The 17,217-nt window shown below is 39.3% G+C and carries 14 protein-coding genes; 11 read left to right on the forward strand and 3 right to left on the reverse strand.

What is annotated here, in order from left to right; genetic code table 11:
• Nucleotides 1–3: 3 nt before the first annotated feature.
• From GWI68_RS07220 to GWI68_RS07255, 8 genes are read left to right on the forward strand one after another with little or no spacing between them, the layout of a single operon-like run.
• Nucleotides 4–3,246 carry a phage tail tape measure protein gene (locus GWI68_RS07220; RefSeq protein ID WP_166539818.1) on the forward strand — a complete coding sequence of 1,081 codons (3,243 nt, stop codon included), beginning with the start codon at nucleotides 4–6 and terminating at the stop codon, nucleotides 3,244–3,246.
• A gap of 2 nt (nucleotides 3,247–3,248) precedes the next feature.
• Nucleotides 3,249–3,581 (forward strand): phage tail protein, encoded by a 333-nt coding sequence (locus GWI68_RS07225; RefSeq protein WP_109409628.1) that lies wholly within the window; start codon nucleotides 3,249–3,251, stop codon nucleotides 3,579–3,581.
• A complete protein-coding gene (locus tag GWI68_RS07230) occupies nucleotides 3,575–4,327 on the forward strand; it encodes a phage minor tail protein L (protein ID WP_347877519.1) in 753 nt (250 codons plus the stop codon). Before GWI68_RS07225 ends, GWI68_RS07230 begins: the two co-directional genes overlap by 7 nt.
• A gap of 5 nt (nucleotides 4,328–4,332) precedes the next feature.
• Nucleotides 4,333–5,043, forward strand: a complete 711-nt coding sequence (locus GWI68_RS07235; RefSeq protein WP_109409668.1) for a C40 family peptidase — start codon at nucleotides 4,333–4,335, stop codon at nucleotides 5,041–5,043.
• Between the two features lie 49 nt (nucleotides 5,044–5,092).
• A complete protein-coding gene (locus GWI68_RS07240) occupies nucleotides 5,093–5,464 on the forward strand; it encodes a hypothetical protein (RefSeq protein WP_166539820.1) in 372 nt (123 codons plus the stop codon).
• A gap of 48 nt (nucleotides 5,465–5,512) precedes the next feature.
• Nucleotides 5,513–6,106, forward strand: coding sequence for a tail assembly protein (locus GWI68_RS07245; protein WP_243733306.1), 594 nt, complete (start codon nucleotides 5,513–5,515; stop codon nucleotides 6,104–6,106).
• A 19-nt stretch (nucleotides 6,107–6,125) separates the two neighbouring features.
• Entirely contained in the window at nucleotides 6,126–9,794 is a 3,669-nt protein-coding gene (locus tag GWI68_RS07250; protein WP_166539821.1) for a phage tail protein, read from the forward strand.
• Nucleotides 9,795–9,805: 11 nt separating this feature from the next.
• Nucleotides 9,806–11,347, forward strand: a complete 1,542-nt coding sequence (locus GWI68_RS07255; protein ID WP_166539822.1) for a hypothetical protein — start codon at nucleotides 9,806–9,808, stop codon at nucleotides 11,345–11,347.
• Nucleotides 11,348–11,509: 162 nt separating this feature from the next.
• On the opposite strand, the gene GWI68_RS07260 is transcribed toward GWI68_RS07255, so the two are convergent.
• The 3 genes from GWI68_RS07260 to GWI68_RS07270 all read right to left on the reverse strand — a co-directional run bounded on the left by GWI68_RS07260 (nucleotide 11,510) and on the right by GWI68_RS07270 (nucleotide 13,851).
• A complete protein-coding gene (locus tag GWI68_RS07260; RefSeq protein ID WP_243733307.1) occupies nucleotides 11,510–11,719 on the reverse strand; it encodes a helix-turn-helix transcriptional regulator in 210 nt (69 codons plus the stop codon).
• 465 nt (nucleotides 11,720–12,184) lie between these two features.
• Nucleotides 12,185–12,559: a hypothetical protein gene (locus tag GWI68_RS07265; protein WP_159242488.1), complete on the reverse strand. Its 375-nt coding sequence runs from the start codon at nucleotides 12,557–12,559 to the stop codon at nucleotides 12,185–12,187.
• Nucleotides 12,560–12,624: 65 nt separating this feature from the next.
• Nucleotides 12,625–13,851, reverse strand: a complete 1,227-nt coding sequence (locus GWI68_RS07270) for a site-specific integrase (RefSeq protein WP_087803148.1) — start codon at nucleotides 13,849–13,851, stop codon at nucleotides 12,625–12,627.
• Nucleotides 13,852–14,228: 377 nt separating this feature from the next.
• On the opposite strand from GWI68_RS07270, the gene GWI68_RS07275 reads away from it, so the two are divergent.
• The 3 genes from GWI68_RS07275 to GWI68_RS07285 all read left to right on the forward strand — a co-directional run bounded on the left by GWI68_RS07275 (nucleotide 14,229) and on the right by GWI68_RS07285 (nucleotide 17,204).
• Complete coding sequence (locus GWI68_RS07275; protein ID WP_166539823.1) at nucleotides 14,229–15,440, forward strand: tyrosine-type recombinase/integrase; 1,212 nt, start codon at nucleotides 14,229–14,231, stop codon at nucleotides 15,438–15,440.
• Nucleotides 15,441–15,652: 212 nt separating this feature from the next.
• Nucleotides 15,653–16,453, forward strand: a complete 801-nt coding sequence (locus GWI68_RS07280) for a hypothetical protein (protein ID WP_166539824.1) — start codon at nucleotides 15,653–15,655, stop codon at nucleotides 16,451–16,453.
• Nucleotides 16,446–17,204, forward strand: a complete 759-nt coding sequence (locus GWI68_RS07285) for a protein kinase (protein ID WP_208105133.1) — start codon at nucleotides 16,446–16,448, stop codon at nucleotides 17,202–17,204. The genes GWI68_RS07280 and GWI68_RS07285 overlap by 8 nt, the downstream gene beginning before the upstream one ends.
• Nucleotides 17,205–17,217: the final 13 nt, after the last annotated feature.

The following is a 17,217-nucleotide window of genomic DNA, read 5'->3' on the forward strand; positions in this document are numbered from 1 at the left end:
AAAATGGCAAAACTGCGTGAACTGATTATTAAAATTTCTGCTAATTCTTCCTCGTTTCAATCTGAAATAGCGCGGGCTTCGCGTATGGGAGAAAACTATTATCGGATCATTGAGCAAGGCGGACGACGCGCCAGTGGCGCATCTCGTGAAATGCAACGTGCTATCCATGATCTAAATGGTGAGTTGTCATCCATTAAAAATACTGTATCAGGCGTTGCGGGTGCATTTGCAGGGGCTTTTGCAACACAGCAACTTATCAATTATGCAGACGTATGGAGTCAACTCAGCGGTCGATTAAAATTAGCGTCTACGTCGATGGAAGATTTTAAGCAAGCACAGCAAGAGTTAATGACGCTGAGCCAAAGAACGGGCACATCGATTGCTGCGAATACGAATCTATACAGCCGTGTTGCACAATCTATGCGTGATGCGGGTTATGCCTCAAGTGATGTTGCGAAAGTCACTGAAACCATTGCAACTTCATTAAAGCTCTCCGGTGCCAGTGCTGAAGAAACCAGCTCTGTTATTACACAGCTAAGTCAAGCATTAGGCTCGGGTGTTCTTCGCGGTGAAGAATTTAATGCCGTTATGGAAAATGGTGGGCGATTAGCAAAAATGCTGGCTGATGGTATGGGAACGACGATTGGTGGCCTGCGTGAAATGTCGCAAAGTGGACTACTCACGATGGATAAAATTGTTCCTATCCTGACAAATACGCAACAGTTACGAGCCGAATTTGAGCAATTACCAGCTACGGTAAGTGGGTCTGCGCAGAAGATTGAAAATGCGTTCATGGCATGGATTGGCAATGTTAATGAAACATCAGGTGCTACTCGCACACTATCAACCGCAATGGAGGGGATCGCTAACAATATTGATGGTATAGCCTCTGTTTCTGGTGTGTTAATTGGTTTGGGGGTGGCGCGTTATTTTGGTGGGTTAACAACAAGTGTGGCGAATGCAACCATTGGGGTTGCGCGTGCAACAAAAAGTGAAATAGCACATGCTCAAGCTCAATTGCAAGGTATAAAAATATCAACGGCTAGAGCAAGGGCAGCAGTCTATCGTGCTCAACAAGCAAGGTTAGCAGCACAAAGTGTTGAGCAACAAGCATTAGCTGAACGTCGCTTAGCTTCCGCACAAGGAACATTAAACCGGAATATTTCAGCTAGACGCACAGCACAAGAAAACCTTAATAGAGTAACTTCAGTTGGAACACGCCTTTTGGGTGGTGCAATGGGGTTAATTGGTGGGGTTCCTGGTCTCGTGATGGCGGGCGCGACTGCTTGGTATATTATGCATCAGCGCCAGCAAGAGGCGAGAAGATCTGCCCTTGAGTATGCTAATACGCTAGATACTCTGAAAGAACGTATGCCTAACATGACTTTATCGCAGTCGCATGATGAGTCAAAAAATATAAAGAAAACGCTTGAAGTTCAAATTGAAGAATACGAAAAGCAAATTGCTAAAATCAAAAACATGGAGCGTGGCATAGTAAGTGCTCAACGTGAAGCGGATAACTTGCCGGAAGGTGTAGCAAGAGAAAGATTGCAATGGCGTATAAAAGAAACCGTATCTGCATTAGCCGTTGAAACTCAGCGGTTGTCTCAAATGGAACAAGAGAAAGAAAGAACAACAAGTGCATTAAATGCGGTAGACAGCCAACGGAATTTTCTTATACGTCAGCAGGACTTAGAACAAAATAAAACCCATCAATCACTACTATTAATGAATGCCGAGCAAACCAAATTCAATCAAATCATGAATATTGGTAATAGTGTCTTAGCGACTCGACAGGCATTAGTTAATATTCCAATGCGCATTCCCAATGCAACATTAACTGATAAACAGCAAGCGTTAATAGATAATTCTGAGCGAAATAAAATTCTCTCTTCATTAACAGGTGAGGCAAGGGTCATTAAACAAGCTGAATTTTCTGCTGACGATGAGGGATTAACAAATACACCCGAACATGCTGAAAATAGGCAGAAATATATTAATAACCAAGTTGTTGCTTATCAAAATCAACAGAAAATCAATGAATCTCTTCAAACAGGAAAGGCAACCCAAAGTGCCTATGAAAAAGCGCAAAAAGAAGCTGAAAGAACCGCAGAACAATATGAGCGGAAAATAGCAGATTTAAGTGTGGCAACAGAGGTTCAGAAGGTTAGGGCTTCACAAGGTGAAAAAGCCGCTTCTCTTTATGCAGCATCACATGAAAATGGGGCTAAATGGACTGATAAGCAAAGAGAAGCAATTGAACGCTCATCTGTTGCTCTCGCAGAATGGACGCAAAAAGCAGATGATGCCGTGAAAAAGCATCGTGATATGGAAGAGGCCCGTAAAAAACTGCAAGAAGCCACAGTCAAATTTAACGATGAAGCCTCGTTAGCGACTCAAACCAATAGCATGAGTTCTCGAGAAAAAAGCTACTTTGAAGAAAGCCAGCAAATAGACCGTATCTACAATGAATCAGCAAAGAAAACAGAAGATATTGAAGCCAGATCTAAAGCATTAGATGCATTGGAAAATAAATATCGAAGTATTGCTCTTGCTGAATCTGAATGGACCGCTGGTTTAACGCGTGGAATGAAAGATTGGGTTGAAGAGAGTGGTAATTATGCTACTCAGACAACCTCTGTTGTTCAAAATGCTATGGGTGGGATGGTGGACACGATCAGCGATAAATTAAATGGCAATAAAGCCAGCTGGAAAGATTGGTCTGTTAGCGTGTTGAAATCGATTCAAAATGTACTCATTAATGCTGCAGTAGTGAATAGTCTAAATGCAATGGCCGGTGCTGGTGGTTGGATGGGGGCTGTTGGTGGATTTTTAGGTGGTGTATCTGCCCATGCTAAAGGTGGGGTACATAGTTCAGAAAGCCTTGGTTCTTATAGTAATCAAATCGTTAGCTCACCCACTTATTTTGCCTTTGCTAAGGGGGGCGCGCCTAATCTCGGACTCATGGGCGAGGCGGGGAGTGAGGCTATAATGCCATTAACTCGAACTGCAGATGGCAACTTAGGGGTTAGAGTTGTTGGTGGTAATAATCAGAGCGCTCATTCAGCACCTCAGGTTTACATTACCATTGATGGTAACGGTAATTCAGAAACTCAATCAACGAATGGATTCGAGCAGTTTGGTGCGGAGATTGGCCGATTTGTTGATAGCCGTTACCGAGAGTTAATGTCTAAAGATATTAGGCCGGGTGGTTTAATTTGGAGTGCAACTCGAGGAGGCCGTTAAAAATGGAAACATTCACTTGGTGTCCGCGTGTAAATCCGACTGAAGATGTCTCTTACAACACAAGGAAAGTCAAGTTTGGGGATGGTTATGAACAAGTTTCTGGCAATGGTTTAAATTCACGCAGTCAGAAATGGTCAATGGAGTTTGTGGGTGATGAAGACTACATTTCAGCTATTCGTCACTTTATTGATAAACACGCAGGAATAAAGTCATTTTTCTGGAAACCACCTCTTGAGCCACTTGGATTGTATCGTTGTGATGAACACAAACTCATTCCGAATGGTGCAGGGAATTACACCCTTTCTTTGGTTTTTATTCAGGCATTTAAATCATGATCACAGCTGATTATCAAAAATTAGAGTCGGGCAATACTGTCCGGCTTTTTGAAGTTGATGGTACAGAATTTGGTGTTCCTAATATTCTGAGATTCCATGCATACAATATTCCCATCACGGAAGAGGAAATGCAAAAGGCTAAAGGAGAAATAGAGGCTAAGTCTATTTGGTGGCAAGGGAATGAATATGGGGCATGGCCAGTTAAAATAGAAGGGTTAGAGTCCTCTACAACGGGATCTAGTGCTAATCCTAAATTATCAGTGGCTAATTTAGATAGCTCAATAACCGCATTATGTCTGCATTATGATGATATGTTGAAAGCAAAAGTGATTATTCACGATACACTTTCTCATTATCTCGATGCGGAGAATTTTAGTGATGGGAATGTTTCTGCAGATCCCACCCAAGAGCGAGTATCTGTCTTTTATATTGATAGTAAAAGTGCAGAAACAAATGAATTTATTGAATTTACACTGGCGAGTCCAATGGATTTACAAGGTGTGATGATACCTACTCGGCAGCTGCATTCAATGTGTACGTGGTGTTTACGTGGACAATATAAATCGGGAGATGGGTGTGATTATGCAGGGCAAAATGGTTATTTTGATAAACAGGGTAATCCTGTTGATGACCCATCACTAGATAAGTGTAGTGGTTTATTGAAAACGGGGTGTGTACCGCGATTTGGTAAAAATAATCCTCTTCCTTTTGGTGGTTTTGTCGGAACCTCGTTGTTACGGAAATAATAATGATGCAAAAGAAAATACGAGAGGCGATATTTTCTCATGCAAAAAAGGAATATCCCAAAGAAGCATGTGGCGTTATCGTACAAAAATCCAGAGTAAAGACGTATTTACCTTGTGTAAATGTAGCTACAACACCTCAAGAGCACTTCGTTATTTCTCCCCAAGAATATGCATTATGTGAAGACCAAGGCGTCGTTATTGGTATTGTTCATAGTCATCCAGATGCTACGACTCAGCCTTCTGAGTTAGATCAGGCTCAATGTGATGCACTGGGTATCCCTTGGTATATTGTCAGTTACCCCGAGGGGGATTTTCGTGAAATTCTTCCTCGAGGCGAACTTCCTCTTATTGGCCGTCCATTTGTGCTTGGTTTTACGGATTGCTGGGGCCTAATAATGAGTTATTTTAAGCAGACACATAATATTGTATTACCTGATTATCGTGTTGATTACCCGTGGTGGGAGCAAGGTGAAGATCGCTATATGGATAATTGGCAAGAAGCGGGGTTTATGAAAGTAGAAGGTGAACCACAAGTAGGCGATATGGTTGTTATGCAGGTTCAATCCAATGTTGCAAATCATGCTGGTATTATTCTGGATGATGGCATGTTATTACATCACCTTTATGGGCGATTAAGCCAGCGAGTTCCTTATGGTGGTTATTGGCGTGATCGCACAGTTATAATATTGAAACATAAAATAGCCATGACAAATTAATTAACCATAGATACCCTTGTTAAGGTATTTCTACTATTGGGATGATGTCATGAAAAATATACTTGTTATTTTTATAGCGTTATTTATTTCGGGTTGTGTGGCAAGACCCACGATGATAGAAGAGCAAAATGCTGATTATGGTGAAAAACCTAGTAAAGAATTTTATGAAGGAAAAATAAAATCATATCAGGAAGGGCGTTTAAAAGATCCCATGTCAGCAAGATACTCTTTCACTGAACCAAGAAAAGGATGGTGTATATTCGATGGTAAAGTCAATTTTGGCTGGATTGTTAATTACACGCTAAATGCTAAAAATTCATACGGTGGTTATGTGGGGGCTAAACCTGAATTCACTATAATAGTGGATGATATATCATGGCATATGCCGTATAACTTAAAGAGTAATTGTAGCTACCAGTAATATTATACTGAATAACCCGCCAAGTGCGGGTTTTTTTATGGAGTTTTTATGCAAAAAGAAAAAATGGTAACAATAGAGTTAAGCGGAATATTAGGAAAAACATTTGGTAAAACTCATCAGCGCATAATTACGACAACATCAGAGGCAATCAGAGCACTTTGTTGTACCTTAAATGGATTTGAACAGTATTTAAATACCAGTAAATCACGAGGATTAACATACGCCGTATTTAAAGGAAAAAAGAATATCGGTGTTGATGATCTTAATTTTCCAATATCAGAAGAAATTATTCGTATCGTTCCCATTGTGATGGGAAGTAAAAGAGGGGGGGTTTTTCAGACTATTTTTGGTGCAGTCCTTGTTGCTGCAGCTATATGGCTACCTTGGGGTTCCGCATTATGGGCCAGTAACCTTTTATTTGCTGTTGGCGCATCAGTCGCTATCGGCGGTGTTATTCAAATGCTTTCACCTCAGCCAAAAGGCCTTGCAATGCAAGATCAGGGTGAAAACAAACCTTCGTATGCGTTTGGCTCTCCTACTAATACCGTTTCTCAAGGTTACCCAGTGCCAGTGCTTTATGGCGAAAGAACGATTGGTGGTGCCATCATTTCTGCAGGTATTTATGTAGAAGATCAGCAATAAATCTATGTGGAATAATCTAATGAGAAAAACAATTCACGGTCAAAAAGGGGGCGGTGGTAGTCCTCGTGTGCCTGTTGAGCAACCTGATGATTTACAATCTATTGCTAAAGCAAAGTTACTCATTGCCTTGGGTGAGGGAGAATTTGCTGGAGAGTTAACGGCACAAAATATCTTTCTTGATGGCACACCGTTAGAAGACACTGAAGGAAATGCAAATTTTAGTGGTGTAACGTGGGATTTTAGATCAGGAACACAAGCACAGACTTATATTCAAGGATTGCCTAGCGCTGAAAATGAAATCAATGTTGGCTCAACGATTTCGAGTAAAACACCGTGGGTTCATACATTTACTAATTCACAATTATCGGCTATTCGGATTCGTCTAAAGTGGCCCTCATTATTCAAGCAAGAAGATAATGGGGATCTGGTGGGTAATGAGGTTAAATACGCCATTGATTTACAAACCGACGGTGGTAGCTGGAAAACTATTATTGACAGTGCCGTGAAAGGAAAAACGACTTCGGGTTATGAGCGCGCGCATCGAATTGATTTACCTGAGTCGAAAACATCATGGTCACTACGTGTTAGAAAGGTATCTAATGATGCTAATAGCAGTAAAATCGGTGATACGGTTGTTTTGCAAAGTTACACTGAAGTCATTGATGCTAAATTCACCTATCCTCATACAGCGTTACTTTATATTGAATTCGACTCTAAACAATTCAACGGTTCTATTCCGCAAATAACGTGCAAACCGAAAGGGCGCATAATCAGAATACCCTCAAATTACAATCCTATTGATCGTACCTATACGGGCGTGTGGGATGGTTCCTTTAAATGGGCATGGACCAATAATCCTGCATGGGTTTTTTACGACATTGTTATCTCCGATAGATTTGGTCTTGGACAACGAATAAATCAACAACAGATTGATAAATGGGAGTTATACCGTATAGCGCAGTATTGTGATCAATTGGTACCCGATGGAAAAGGAGGTGACGGAACAGAACCTCGTTATGTCTGTGATGTTTATGTGCAAGATAGAAATGAAGCGTATAACGTGCTACGTGATTTTGCAGCCATCTTTCGAGGGATGACCTATTGGGGTGGCGGTCAGATTGTAACATTAGCGGATATGCCTCGTGATATCGATTATAGCTATACCCGAGCTAATGTGATTGATGGCAAATTTATTTATTCAAGCAGTAGCAGTAAAGAAAAGTATTCCACGGCATTGGTTTCGTATTCAGATCCGCAAAATGGATATGCTGATGCAATGGAGCCAGTGTTTGAACCTGATTTAGTTTCTCGGTTTGGGTTTAATCAATTAGAAGTTACCGCAATTGGTTGCACCCGACAAAGTGAGGCAAACAGAAAAGGGCGCTGGGGAATACTGACAAACAATAAAGACAGAATGGTGACATTTTCTGTCGGGTTAGATGGGAACATTCCGCAACCTGGTTACATTATCGCTGTTGCTGATGAGTTGTTGTCAGGAAAAGTCACTGGCGGTCGAGTAAGTGCCATTGATGGCAGAAATATCACGTTAGATCGTGTTTCAAGTGCTGTGAGTGGTGATCGCTTAATTCTCAATCTTCCTTCAGGGCAATCGCAAGCAAGAACGATACAAACAGTATCAGGGAAGGTGATCACGGTTACAACGGAGTACAGTGAGACACCAGAGACAGAATGTGTGTGGGTTGTAGAGTCAGAAGAGCTGTATGCGCAACAATATCGGGTTGTCAGTGTTACAGAAAATGAATCTAATCAATTTACTATTACCGCCATTCAGCATGATCCCAATAAATATGAACATGTTGATTCTGGCGCATTGATTGATGAAAGGCCCATTAGCGTTATTCCTCCTAATAATCAGCAAGCTCCGAAAAACATTATCATTGATTCTTACTCAATGGTCAGTCAAGGCGTTAGCTTTGAAACAATGCGAGCACAGTGGCCACAAGTTGAAAACGCAATCTCTTATGAAGCGCAATGGCGTAGAAACGAAGGCAATTGGGTCAATATGCCTCGTAGCTCCATTAACTCTATTGAGGTTCCTAATGTTTATTCTGGTCGATATTTAGTCCGCGTTCGAGCCATTAATGCCTCTGAGATCTCAAGCGGGTGGGGATATTCTGAAGAAAAAACGTTAACAGGCAAAATGGGTAACCCACCAAAACCGATTAACTTTAGAACGTCGCCATTAGTCTTTGGCGTTAAGCTAGACTGGGGATTTGGTGAAAACACCAGTGATACGTTAAAAACTGAAATCCAGTACAGCAAGACGAATGATGGTGAAGGTCTGATGCTGTTATCCGACGTACCTTATCCATCTAAAACCTATGAAATGGCAGGTTTATCAGCAGGCGTAGTATTTTATTTCAGAGCAAGGCTGGTGGATAAAACCGGCAATCAATCTGAATGGACTGAATTTATTCGGGGAGAATCGGAGTTTGATGTAGGTACAATATTGCCAGAGCTTGATGGACATTTCATGTCATTTGAAGCCGGTCAGCAACTCGGTGAACGTTTAGATTGGAATGCTGAGACAGCAATTATTCTTAGTAATGCTGACTCTCAACTATCACGCAGTTTGTTAGTGAAATACGGTCAATCACAGGCTGGTATTCGCGAGCTATGGCAAGTTCGTGCAACGGATAACGAAGCCTGGGCACAGGAAGTTAAAGAAATTTACTCCGCTGTTGGTGATAACACGTCTGCAATTAAAGAGACACAAACGTCAATTACCAAGCTTGATGAGGCTATCGGTCAGCGCTTTACTGAAATACGTACTAAGGTTGATAAGGCTGAGGCCGATATTGCTTCAAATTCTCAAGCCATCTCTAACACAAACAAGGCATTTGCTGAAAACAAAACACAAGTTCAAGCTAAGTTTGATGAACAGGAGGGAATGATACAGGAGAAAATGCAAGCTACCTTCAATCAGGCTGGTGACGGTGTTGTCACTCACTCAATCAATATTACTATCAAACATGATGGCGTTAGTTATAACGCAGCAGGGCAAGTGATTAGTGCTCAGGTTAAGAATGGAAAACTGGAATCATTCTTTGGTTACAACGCAAATAACTTTGCTTGGTATAACCCTGCAAATGGCAAGATGGAATTATTCATGTATGCCAAGAACGGGCAATTCTTTGTTCGAGATTTATTTATCGAAGATGGCTCGATTACAAATGCAAAAATAGGGAATGTTATTCAATCTAATACCTACAAAACAGGTGTTGATGGTTGGCATATTAATAAAAATGGGTTTGCTGAATTTCAGAATATAAAAGCGAGAGGAGAAATAGAGGCAACTTCTGGGAAATTAGAAAATGTTATAATTGAAAAAAACTGTGAAATAAAAGGGACTTTAAAAGTGGAGAATATCGAAGGCGACATAGTTAAGTTTTATTCTCTTGGTAATGGAGAAACAATTACGATACCAGCACAATCTTTTGACCGTGTTATTCAAGTAGTCACCATAGCAACGACTCATAATAGTAAGTGGTGTCGATTGTGGTTAAACGATGATAAGTTCTTTGAAATTAAAAATGGTGGAAGTTATGAAGAATTTACTTATTGGAATTCTCCATCAACAACGTTAAAAGCGAATACACCAGGCGTATTTAGATATGACAGCGAAGATAGATATTTCAAAATAACACTATTAGCCTGCAAGCAATAAGGAAATAAATCATGATATACACAACAGGCACTGTTAACACAGTGTCAGGGTCTGCTATTGTCCGCGGAACTGGCACTAAATTTAAAAATAATAATCCAGCCATTAATATCGGAATGACTATTTTAATTAAATCGGGAACAACAAATATTCCGTATATGATTAAATCCGTTAATTCTGATACTGAATTAGTATTAGCACAACCTGCATTAGCGACAGCAACAAATACAGCATTTTCAATTCATATCACTGAGCCGGATAATAATAGCGATGCAGCAAGAACGATGGTCGCTATTAATAGTTACGCGCAATATTTCCTCGATGCAATGAATACGTGGATGAGTGAAACAGGGCAGACAAAAATTGAAATGCCAAACGGGGAAGTTGTCACACTAGATAGTATTAAAAAGATACAAAGTGATATTGCAGATCGGATTAAATATTCTGATACCTATGATTACGGTCAAAATGCATATAGAAATGCAAAAATAGCTCGTCAATATTTCTATGATTTACGAGATATCAGCACACAAAATTCCCTATGGTCGTATGCGCCGGGCGTATCTTGTGGGCTTGCAAATGAAAAAATATTGGGCATTAGCGAATACTTAAAGCAAGTTGGCGTAATAACATCGAGAGGATGGAGTGAGAAAAGCGGGGCTGGTGCAATATTTCAAATTTGCGCATCAGCAGATGGCGCGTGGTTGCGATCATCATATGCAGGCGCCGATAAATTTAATTCGCCCGTCCAATTTTTAATGGCTGGAAATTTTGGCGTTGGAGGCATGGCTCCATCAATGAGTAACAATGATCTAAAGACTAGCCAGTTATCATCGTTGTTTAAAATGGGCGGTGGAACAGATAATAATCAGTTTACAAATCACGGCTGCGGAATTCATTTCGTTTATAGTGCGACAATCCGCTCTGGTTTGTTTGTTAACGCATCTACGGGGGTTACTTACTCGTACACATCAGATGATCGAGATGCAAACGGTATTGTCAGAACTAGAATTTTATACAGCACAGCAAATACAACAGTAGATAGCAATGGTTTTATTAAACGAGCCTCTCCTGTTATCAACATCAATCCCGATGGCACATTCACCACTAACGACGAATCAGATGGTGCAACTGTTACTCGAGTAGCTCAGGGTGAATATCTTATCGAAGGTGTACTTGGTTTTAACGCTGACGCAGGCTGGGGTGGTATCGATGGTGGTATTGAAATTCCTCTCGATGTTAATAAACAGCCGTTGATATGGGTTAATTCTAAAGTTAACAAGGATGGTTCTATCCTCGTTAAAACGTATCACCGAACTCACCCTAATGCGCCTGAGTTTGCCAATAATAAAATTGATGGTTTCAACGATGGCGACCCGATTGATATCCCAGCTGGCCGTTTTATCTCTGTGCGTGTGCAGATGCCAGAAGGCTCAATCTATAACGTGAGAATGCGTGAGATGGAAGAAGGGCAGAAAGCGGAAGAGGAGCGTAGGCAAAAAGAAGAGGAGATGAAAGCACAATTCGGGTTAGGTGAAAATGATGTATTACTTTAATAATCAGGACACCAATAAGACACCAGAAATAGTGTTTTCCAAAAGTTTATAGTTGTATTTTGTATGTAGAGCAACGAATTCCTTTTTATGTACTCAATTGCTCACATTGTTTTTAATCAAAATAAAAAAACAATATTTTCCTGTAATTATGGGATTCATATTTTATTTTTCCTTATTGGCAGAATGGCTTCTGCTGATAAGGCTTATTGGCTTTGTTGTTTGTTCATCGGAAATATAATAATCAGGTAGTAAGTTTTGAGGTTTAACCCCTAAAACAAACGCGATAGAGAATAAATGTTCAACGGTAATTTTCACGCCTCCATTTTCTACCCGAGAGTAATGTTGTTGGCTTATTCCGAGCTTGTTGCTCATTTGTTTACCTGTTAATTTTAGCTCCATCCTTTTTTGTTTTATTTTATGCCCGATGATGAAATCTAGCGTATCCATGATTTTTTATTTCCGTTTTAGATAATTTGTAATTAGCTTTTATAAAGCAAAGAGTTACAAGGCTATTCTATTATAGATAAAAATATTTTTTTATCTATTAAAATAAAACTTTTTATATGGTAGGCATACAGTACATCTGTATGTGCTAGAAGAATATGAAGGGGAACGAAGGTTAGAGGAAAATGACATGGTATTGTATTTTAAAATTCAAATAGCTACTAGTTAATATTAGTATTGATTTGACATCCTCCCCGCTCTGAAGGATGGGGTTTTACGGCGCACCTGATAAGATTTTTTATTATTACAAACTTATCATTTGAGAAAAGAGCTTTGTATATAGTGGCCGTAATATTATAAGTTCTTTGTGTCTTTTGTAATGGGCTGTTTGGATTAATCAATTCTGATGTACTTACCTTCAATAAAGTCCTCTCCGTCATTTTCGCATTTCACTAGACGACACTTTCCTTGTAATCCATACCGACTAACGACACAGCGAACACCCGGTGATGAACTTGAGCCTTGGTGTTTGTTTTGTCGTCTCTCATAGCTAGATACCTTTTCTAATAAGCCATCTTTTACCATGCTATCTAATGTTCTACGAGTAGATTCAAGAATGCTTTTTTTATTAAAAGAATCCATTCCTTTAAGCATATAAGCTACGCCTGAAACATCAAAAGGAGGAGGCCCAATCTCACCTGTTACCCATTCAAGATTGTCGAGTTTAAATAATTCCATTATCTCTTTTTTGCGCGAGGTTATTCTCATTTTTAGCGCTCCTTATTGTAGGTTACATCTATCCTACAATAAGGAATTTAAATGATATATAAATACTATGCTTCTTTTAGCAACGATAGTTTTTCACACCATGTATCAAGCGTTTCTCGTTTTTCTCTTAAATAATCATATCTATCATAATGCTTTTGAGAAACTCCTGGTCTTTTGTGGTTTTGCACCATATCCCTTAACTCAGAACTTATTCCCATTTCTCCAGCCAATGTTTTGAATGTTCTTCTCACATCTCTAGGTGTAAATTTCTCAAACTCATTTTTCTTACAAAATTTATTTAATTGTTTAGCGTATTCAGACGTTAGCAAATGTCCTTCTTTAGTATCAGCAGGGAAAAGATAATTTGATGTTGGATACAATAGCTCTTGGATATTAAGAATATCAATAGCAGGCTGTACCAAAGGGATTACATGATAATCGCCTGTTTTTGAAATGTGAGGTGAAACCGTTAATGTATTATTCTTTTTATCCCAATTGTCGCGAGTATTAGCCAGAATTTCCCATGGTCTTTGCCCTGCGGAATAGACGCAAAATAGAAATAGACGCGCATAATCTGAGTTAATAGGGCAGTCGATGCTGGGCTTATTGAATAGCTCTAATAATAGTTTCAGCTCATCCCATGATAAAAATCTATCTAACGCTTTATCTGCACCTTTTTGTCTAGGAACCACTGTGACAGGATTTCGTTCCAATCCATAAATAACGCGCTCGTTTATTTTTGCTGGATCATTATCGGCAAACAAACCGAAGTTGAATACCGCATGTAGGTTTGCTCTTACTTTGTTCGAACCAGCCAAAGCACCTCGGGAGATAAACTCAGAAAGTATTCTTTTTATATGATCTGGAGTCACATCTTTTGCAGGAATAGAGGCATCAATATGTTTACTATCTAGAACCTGATTTAGTCTGTTTTGAGTTTTATCATATGAACGCTTGCCTTGTCGTTTCTGATCTTCAATGTAATCATCAAAAAGCTGTTTTACTGTGGCGTGTTCATATTTAATTTTCTCAGGAGATGATGATTCTGCAGCTGCTGCTACTGATTTTACTGCAGCATCAGCTAGTGATAAATTGGGGTAATCACCAAGCGATATAAATTTTTCTTTTCCATCTTTGAAGTAGCGGTAGACGAAAACTTTTCTTCCTGATGGATATGTTTTTACACCAAGGCGTCCAGTGCCTCTAGTCGCTGATGCTTGCCAAGTATAATATGCAGACTTCTTTGGTTTCAGTCCTCGTATTTTACTATCAGTCAGTAATACGCTAGCCATAACTAATTTCCATTTACGGGTTGTTTGCGGGTCAAGTAACGGGTCAAGTAACGAAGAAATGATATGAAACTAGCTGAAATCATGCAAGGTATATAAATCCTTATAAATCAAAAAGATGAAATCTTATGAAATTATATGAAACTCAATGAAATCAGTATGTAACGCCCTTCTAAGCCGTAGGTCACAGGTTCGAATCCTGTAGGGCGTACCATTCTCAAGTATTCTAACGTCTACAACAGTCTATAAAACCCCTATAAAATCAACATTCACAAGAATCTATGGTATTCCAAGGTCTACTCTCGTCTATTGAAATCTACAACTATGTGGGGGCATAATTGGGGGCATGACCCCGTTCAATGAAAATCGGTGCCCCCTTTATGAAGCTAACAGCCCGTCAAGTCGATACCTCCAAGCCAAAAGAGAAAGCTTATAAACTTTCTGACGGTGGGGGCATGTATTTAGAAGTTGCTCCTAATGGCTCTAAATATTGGCGCATGAAATATAGATATGCAGGTAAAGAAAAAAGGTTAGCTTTCGGTGTATATCCATCAATATCCCTTGCACAAGCTAGGGCGAAAAGAGAAGAAGCTAAACGCATATTAGCGCTAGGTGATGATCCATCTTTAGTGAAGAAAGCAGAAAAGAGAGAGAAAGAATCTCAAGTAAATAATAGCTTTGAAAAAATCACTCTTGAATGGCATGACTATAAAAGGCCTAATTGGTCACAAGGTTATGCGGATGATTTACTAGAAGCCTTCCAGAAAGATATCTTTCCTTATATTGGTAAATCTAGCATTACGGAAATTAAGCCACTAGATATGCTCGAGGTGCTTAGAAAGTTAGAAAAGCGTGGCGTATTGGATAAGCTGAAAAAGATAAGACAAGCATGTAACCAAGTATTCCGCTATGCAATCGTAACAGGGCGAGCGGAGTATAATCCCGCAGCTGAATTAGCTGGCGCATTGTCTACACCGAAAGCAAAACATTTCCCTCACTTGAATGTTAATGAGTTACCCGAGTTTTTACAGGCACTATCTGTATGTAGTGGAAGTAAGATCACTCAGATTGCGACAAAACTATTAATGATAACAGGCGTTCGTACTATTGAGCTAAGAGCTGCTGAATGGTCAGAAATTGATTTTGATAAAGCTATTTGGGAAATCCCAAAAGAACGCATGAAAATGCGTCGCCCTCACATGGTGCCATTATCTACACAGGCCTTAGAATTATTCAAAGAAATACAAACCATAACAGGAAAGTTTAAGTATATCTTTCATGGCAGGAATGATGCGTCTAAGCCAATGAGTGAAGCTGCTATAAATCAGGTTATCAAGCGTATTGGTTATGATGGTAGAGCAACTGGTCACGGATTCAGGCATACAATGAGCACCATCCTACACGAGCAAGGCTATAACACTGCATGGATTGAGACACAACTTGCACATGTTGATAAGAACTCTATTCGTGGAACGTATAATCACGCTCAGTATATTGATGGACGTAGAGAAATGCTTCAATGGTACGCTGATTACATGGGGGCATTAGAGAACAGGGATAACATTGTACACGGTAACTTTAAACGTGCTTAACCCACCAGCAACCACATACAGAACCAGACAATAAAAGGTCTGGTTTTTTTGTGTTTATAAACTGTGAACTGTATAAATAGACAGCTAATATATACTTTAGTAGACTTGTATAGACTATAAAGAATAAAGCTATGTCTAGGCTGATCCCCGAAAACTAGTACACCTCTACTAGCTGACATAGCTCCTATCAATAGAGGGCGTGAGGTGGCGTTGTGAGTGTACTAAATAGCTTTATTGCGGAAAGAAATCAGGCTATTCAATTTAAAAAGTTGTTTGACGCGATTGCAGAGCAAGAAGAACAGCCAATTGATGTTGTCGCTGCCTTTTTTTATAGAAATAGAATAGATATTTGCTCCGATGAAGAGTTGGATAATATCTCAGTTCCTGCATATCAGTGTTATACGTACTCTCGAATTTCTGGTTTCGATCCGTATCCTGATCAATGGTTTCAAGAAAGATGCTTTGATTTGATAAGAGCGATTGGCGAACAGTATCAAATTTATGATGAAGAGTTACCAGAATATGAGTTTGGTTACATGGTAACTCCGAATGAATATATTGGATTACCTGATGATTACCAAGGTTTCTTTCCTGAGTTTTATTTTAAATATGATGAAATTAAATCATTTTTAAATTCTCATAATATTAAATTTCCTGAGCAGCTTGAGATTGTTGATACTAAGTCCTCAAAAAGAGAAGACTCTATAGATGGCATAGCTACAGAAGAAATAACGGTTACAACACATTCAGCGGAACTAGACAAACCCATGAGAACAAGAGAAAGAAATAACCTTCATGCGATTATTGGTGGGTTGCTGGTTACCATTATCAAAAATAGTAAAAAAAATCAGAGTTCTGTTATTTATGAACTAACTGAGCTATTTCAAGATGCTGAGCCATTTTCTAAAAGAAATTTAGAAGAAAGATTTTCTAAATCTAAAAAAGTTTTAAAAGATAAAGGATTTGAGTTCGATGAGCTAAAAGCTATCCCTGATGAGGTGAAAAATGATTGATTACGATAAAAATAGCTGTAGTTCTTTAGAAAAAGCTTATTACACTCCAGTTGAGGCCGCGTTGAGGTGGTGTAATCTGATATCTCATGAGGTGCTTATTCTCGAAAAGGTAGGAATGGATGTTTTGCCATCCGTTGGTATGTTTCCACAGTGGCCGTGCTTAAGGGTTAATGCGGAAAAAATATTAGATGCTATTCATAATGGGGAAATATCATACGGGCGGGATGGAAAAACTGTTAGAGAGGGTGAGCAGGTAGCAAAGCACCGATTAACAATTAGGCATTCAGATTTGAAAATTTGGATGTCGAAAAATTACCCAAATCAAAAACCTCCTTTTCTATTTGATTCTGTTGAGCAGAAACTTCATGCTGGAATAACTATTGAAGCATACCAAACAATAGAAGCTGAAAATAAACGCCTAAATATTAGATTGCAGGATGCGATAAAAACATTTAAACAACAAAAAGAACAAATTTCAGAGTTGCAGGGTGAACGAGATTCACTTAGACAAATGGTTGATAACCATAAACCCAATATTAGCTCCAGAGCAGAAACGACATACTTGAATATTATTGGGGGATTACTCGATATTATTCTCGGTGAGTCTCCATCAGGAAACAAACTATCTGTTTATGACAATCAAGCAAGCATTATAAGTGCGTTATTAGCTTATCATGAAGGTAAGCAGGGTATTAGCCCTAGGACTTTAGAACAAAAATTTTCAGAGGCCAAAAAAAGCTTAAAAGAGTAGTTACCGCAACTGC

Source organism: Proteus sp. G2669 (assembly GCF_009915245.1).
GTDB lineage: Bacteria > Pseudomonadota > Gammaproteobacteria > Enterobacterales > Enterobacteriaceae > Proteus.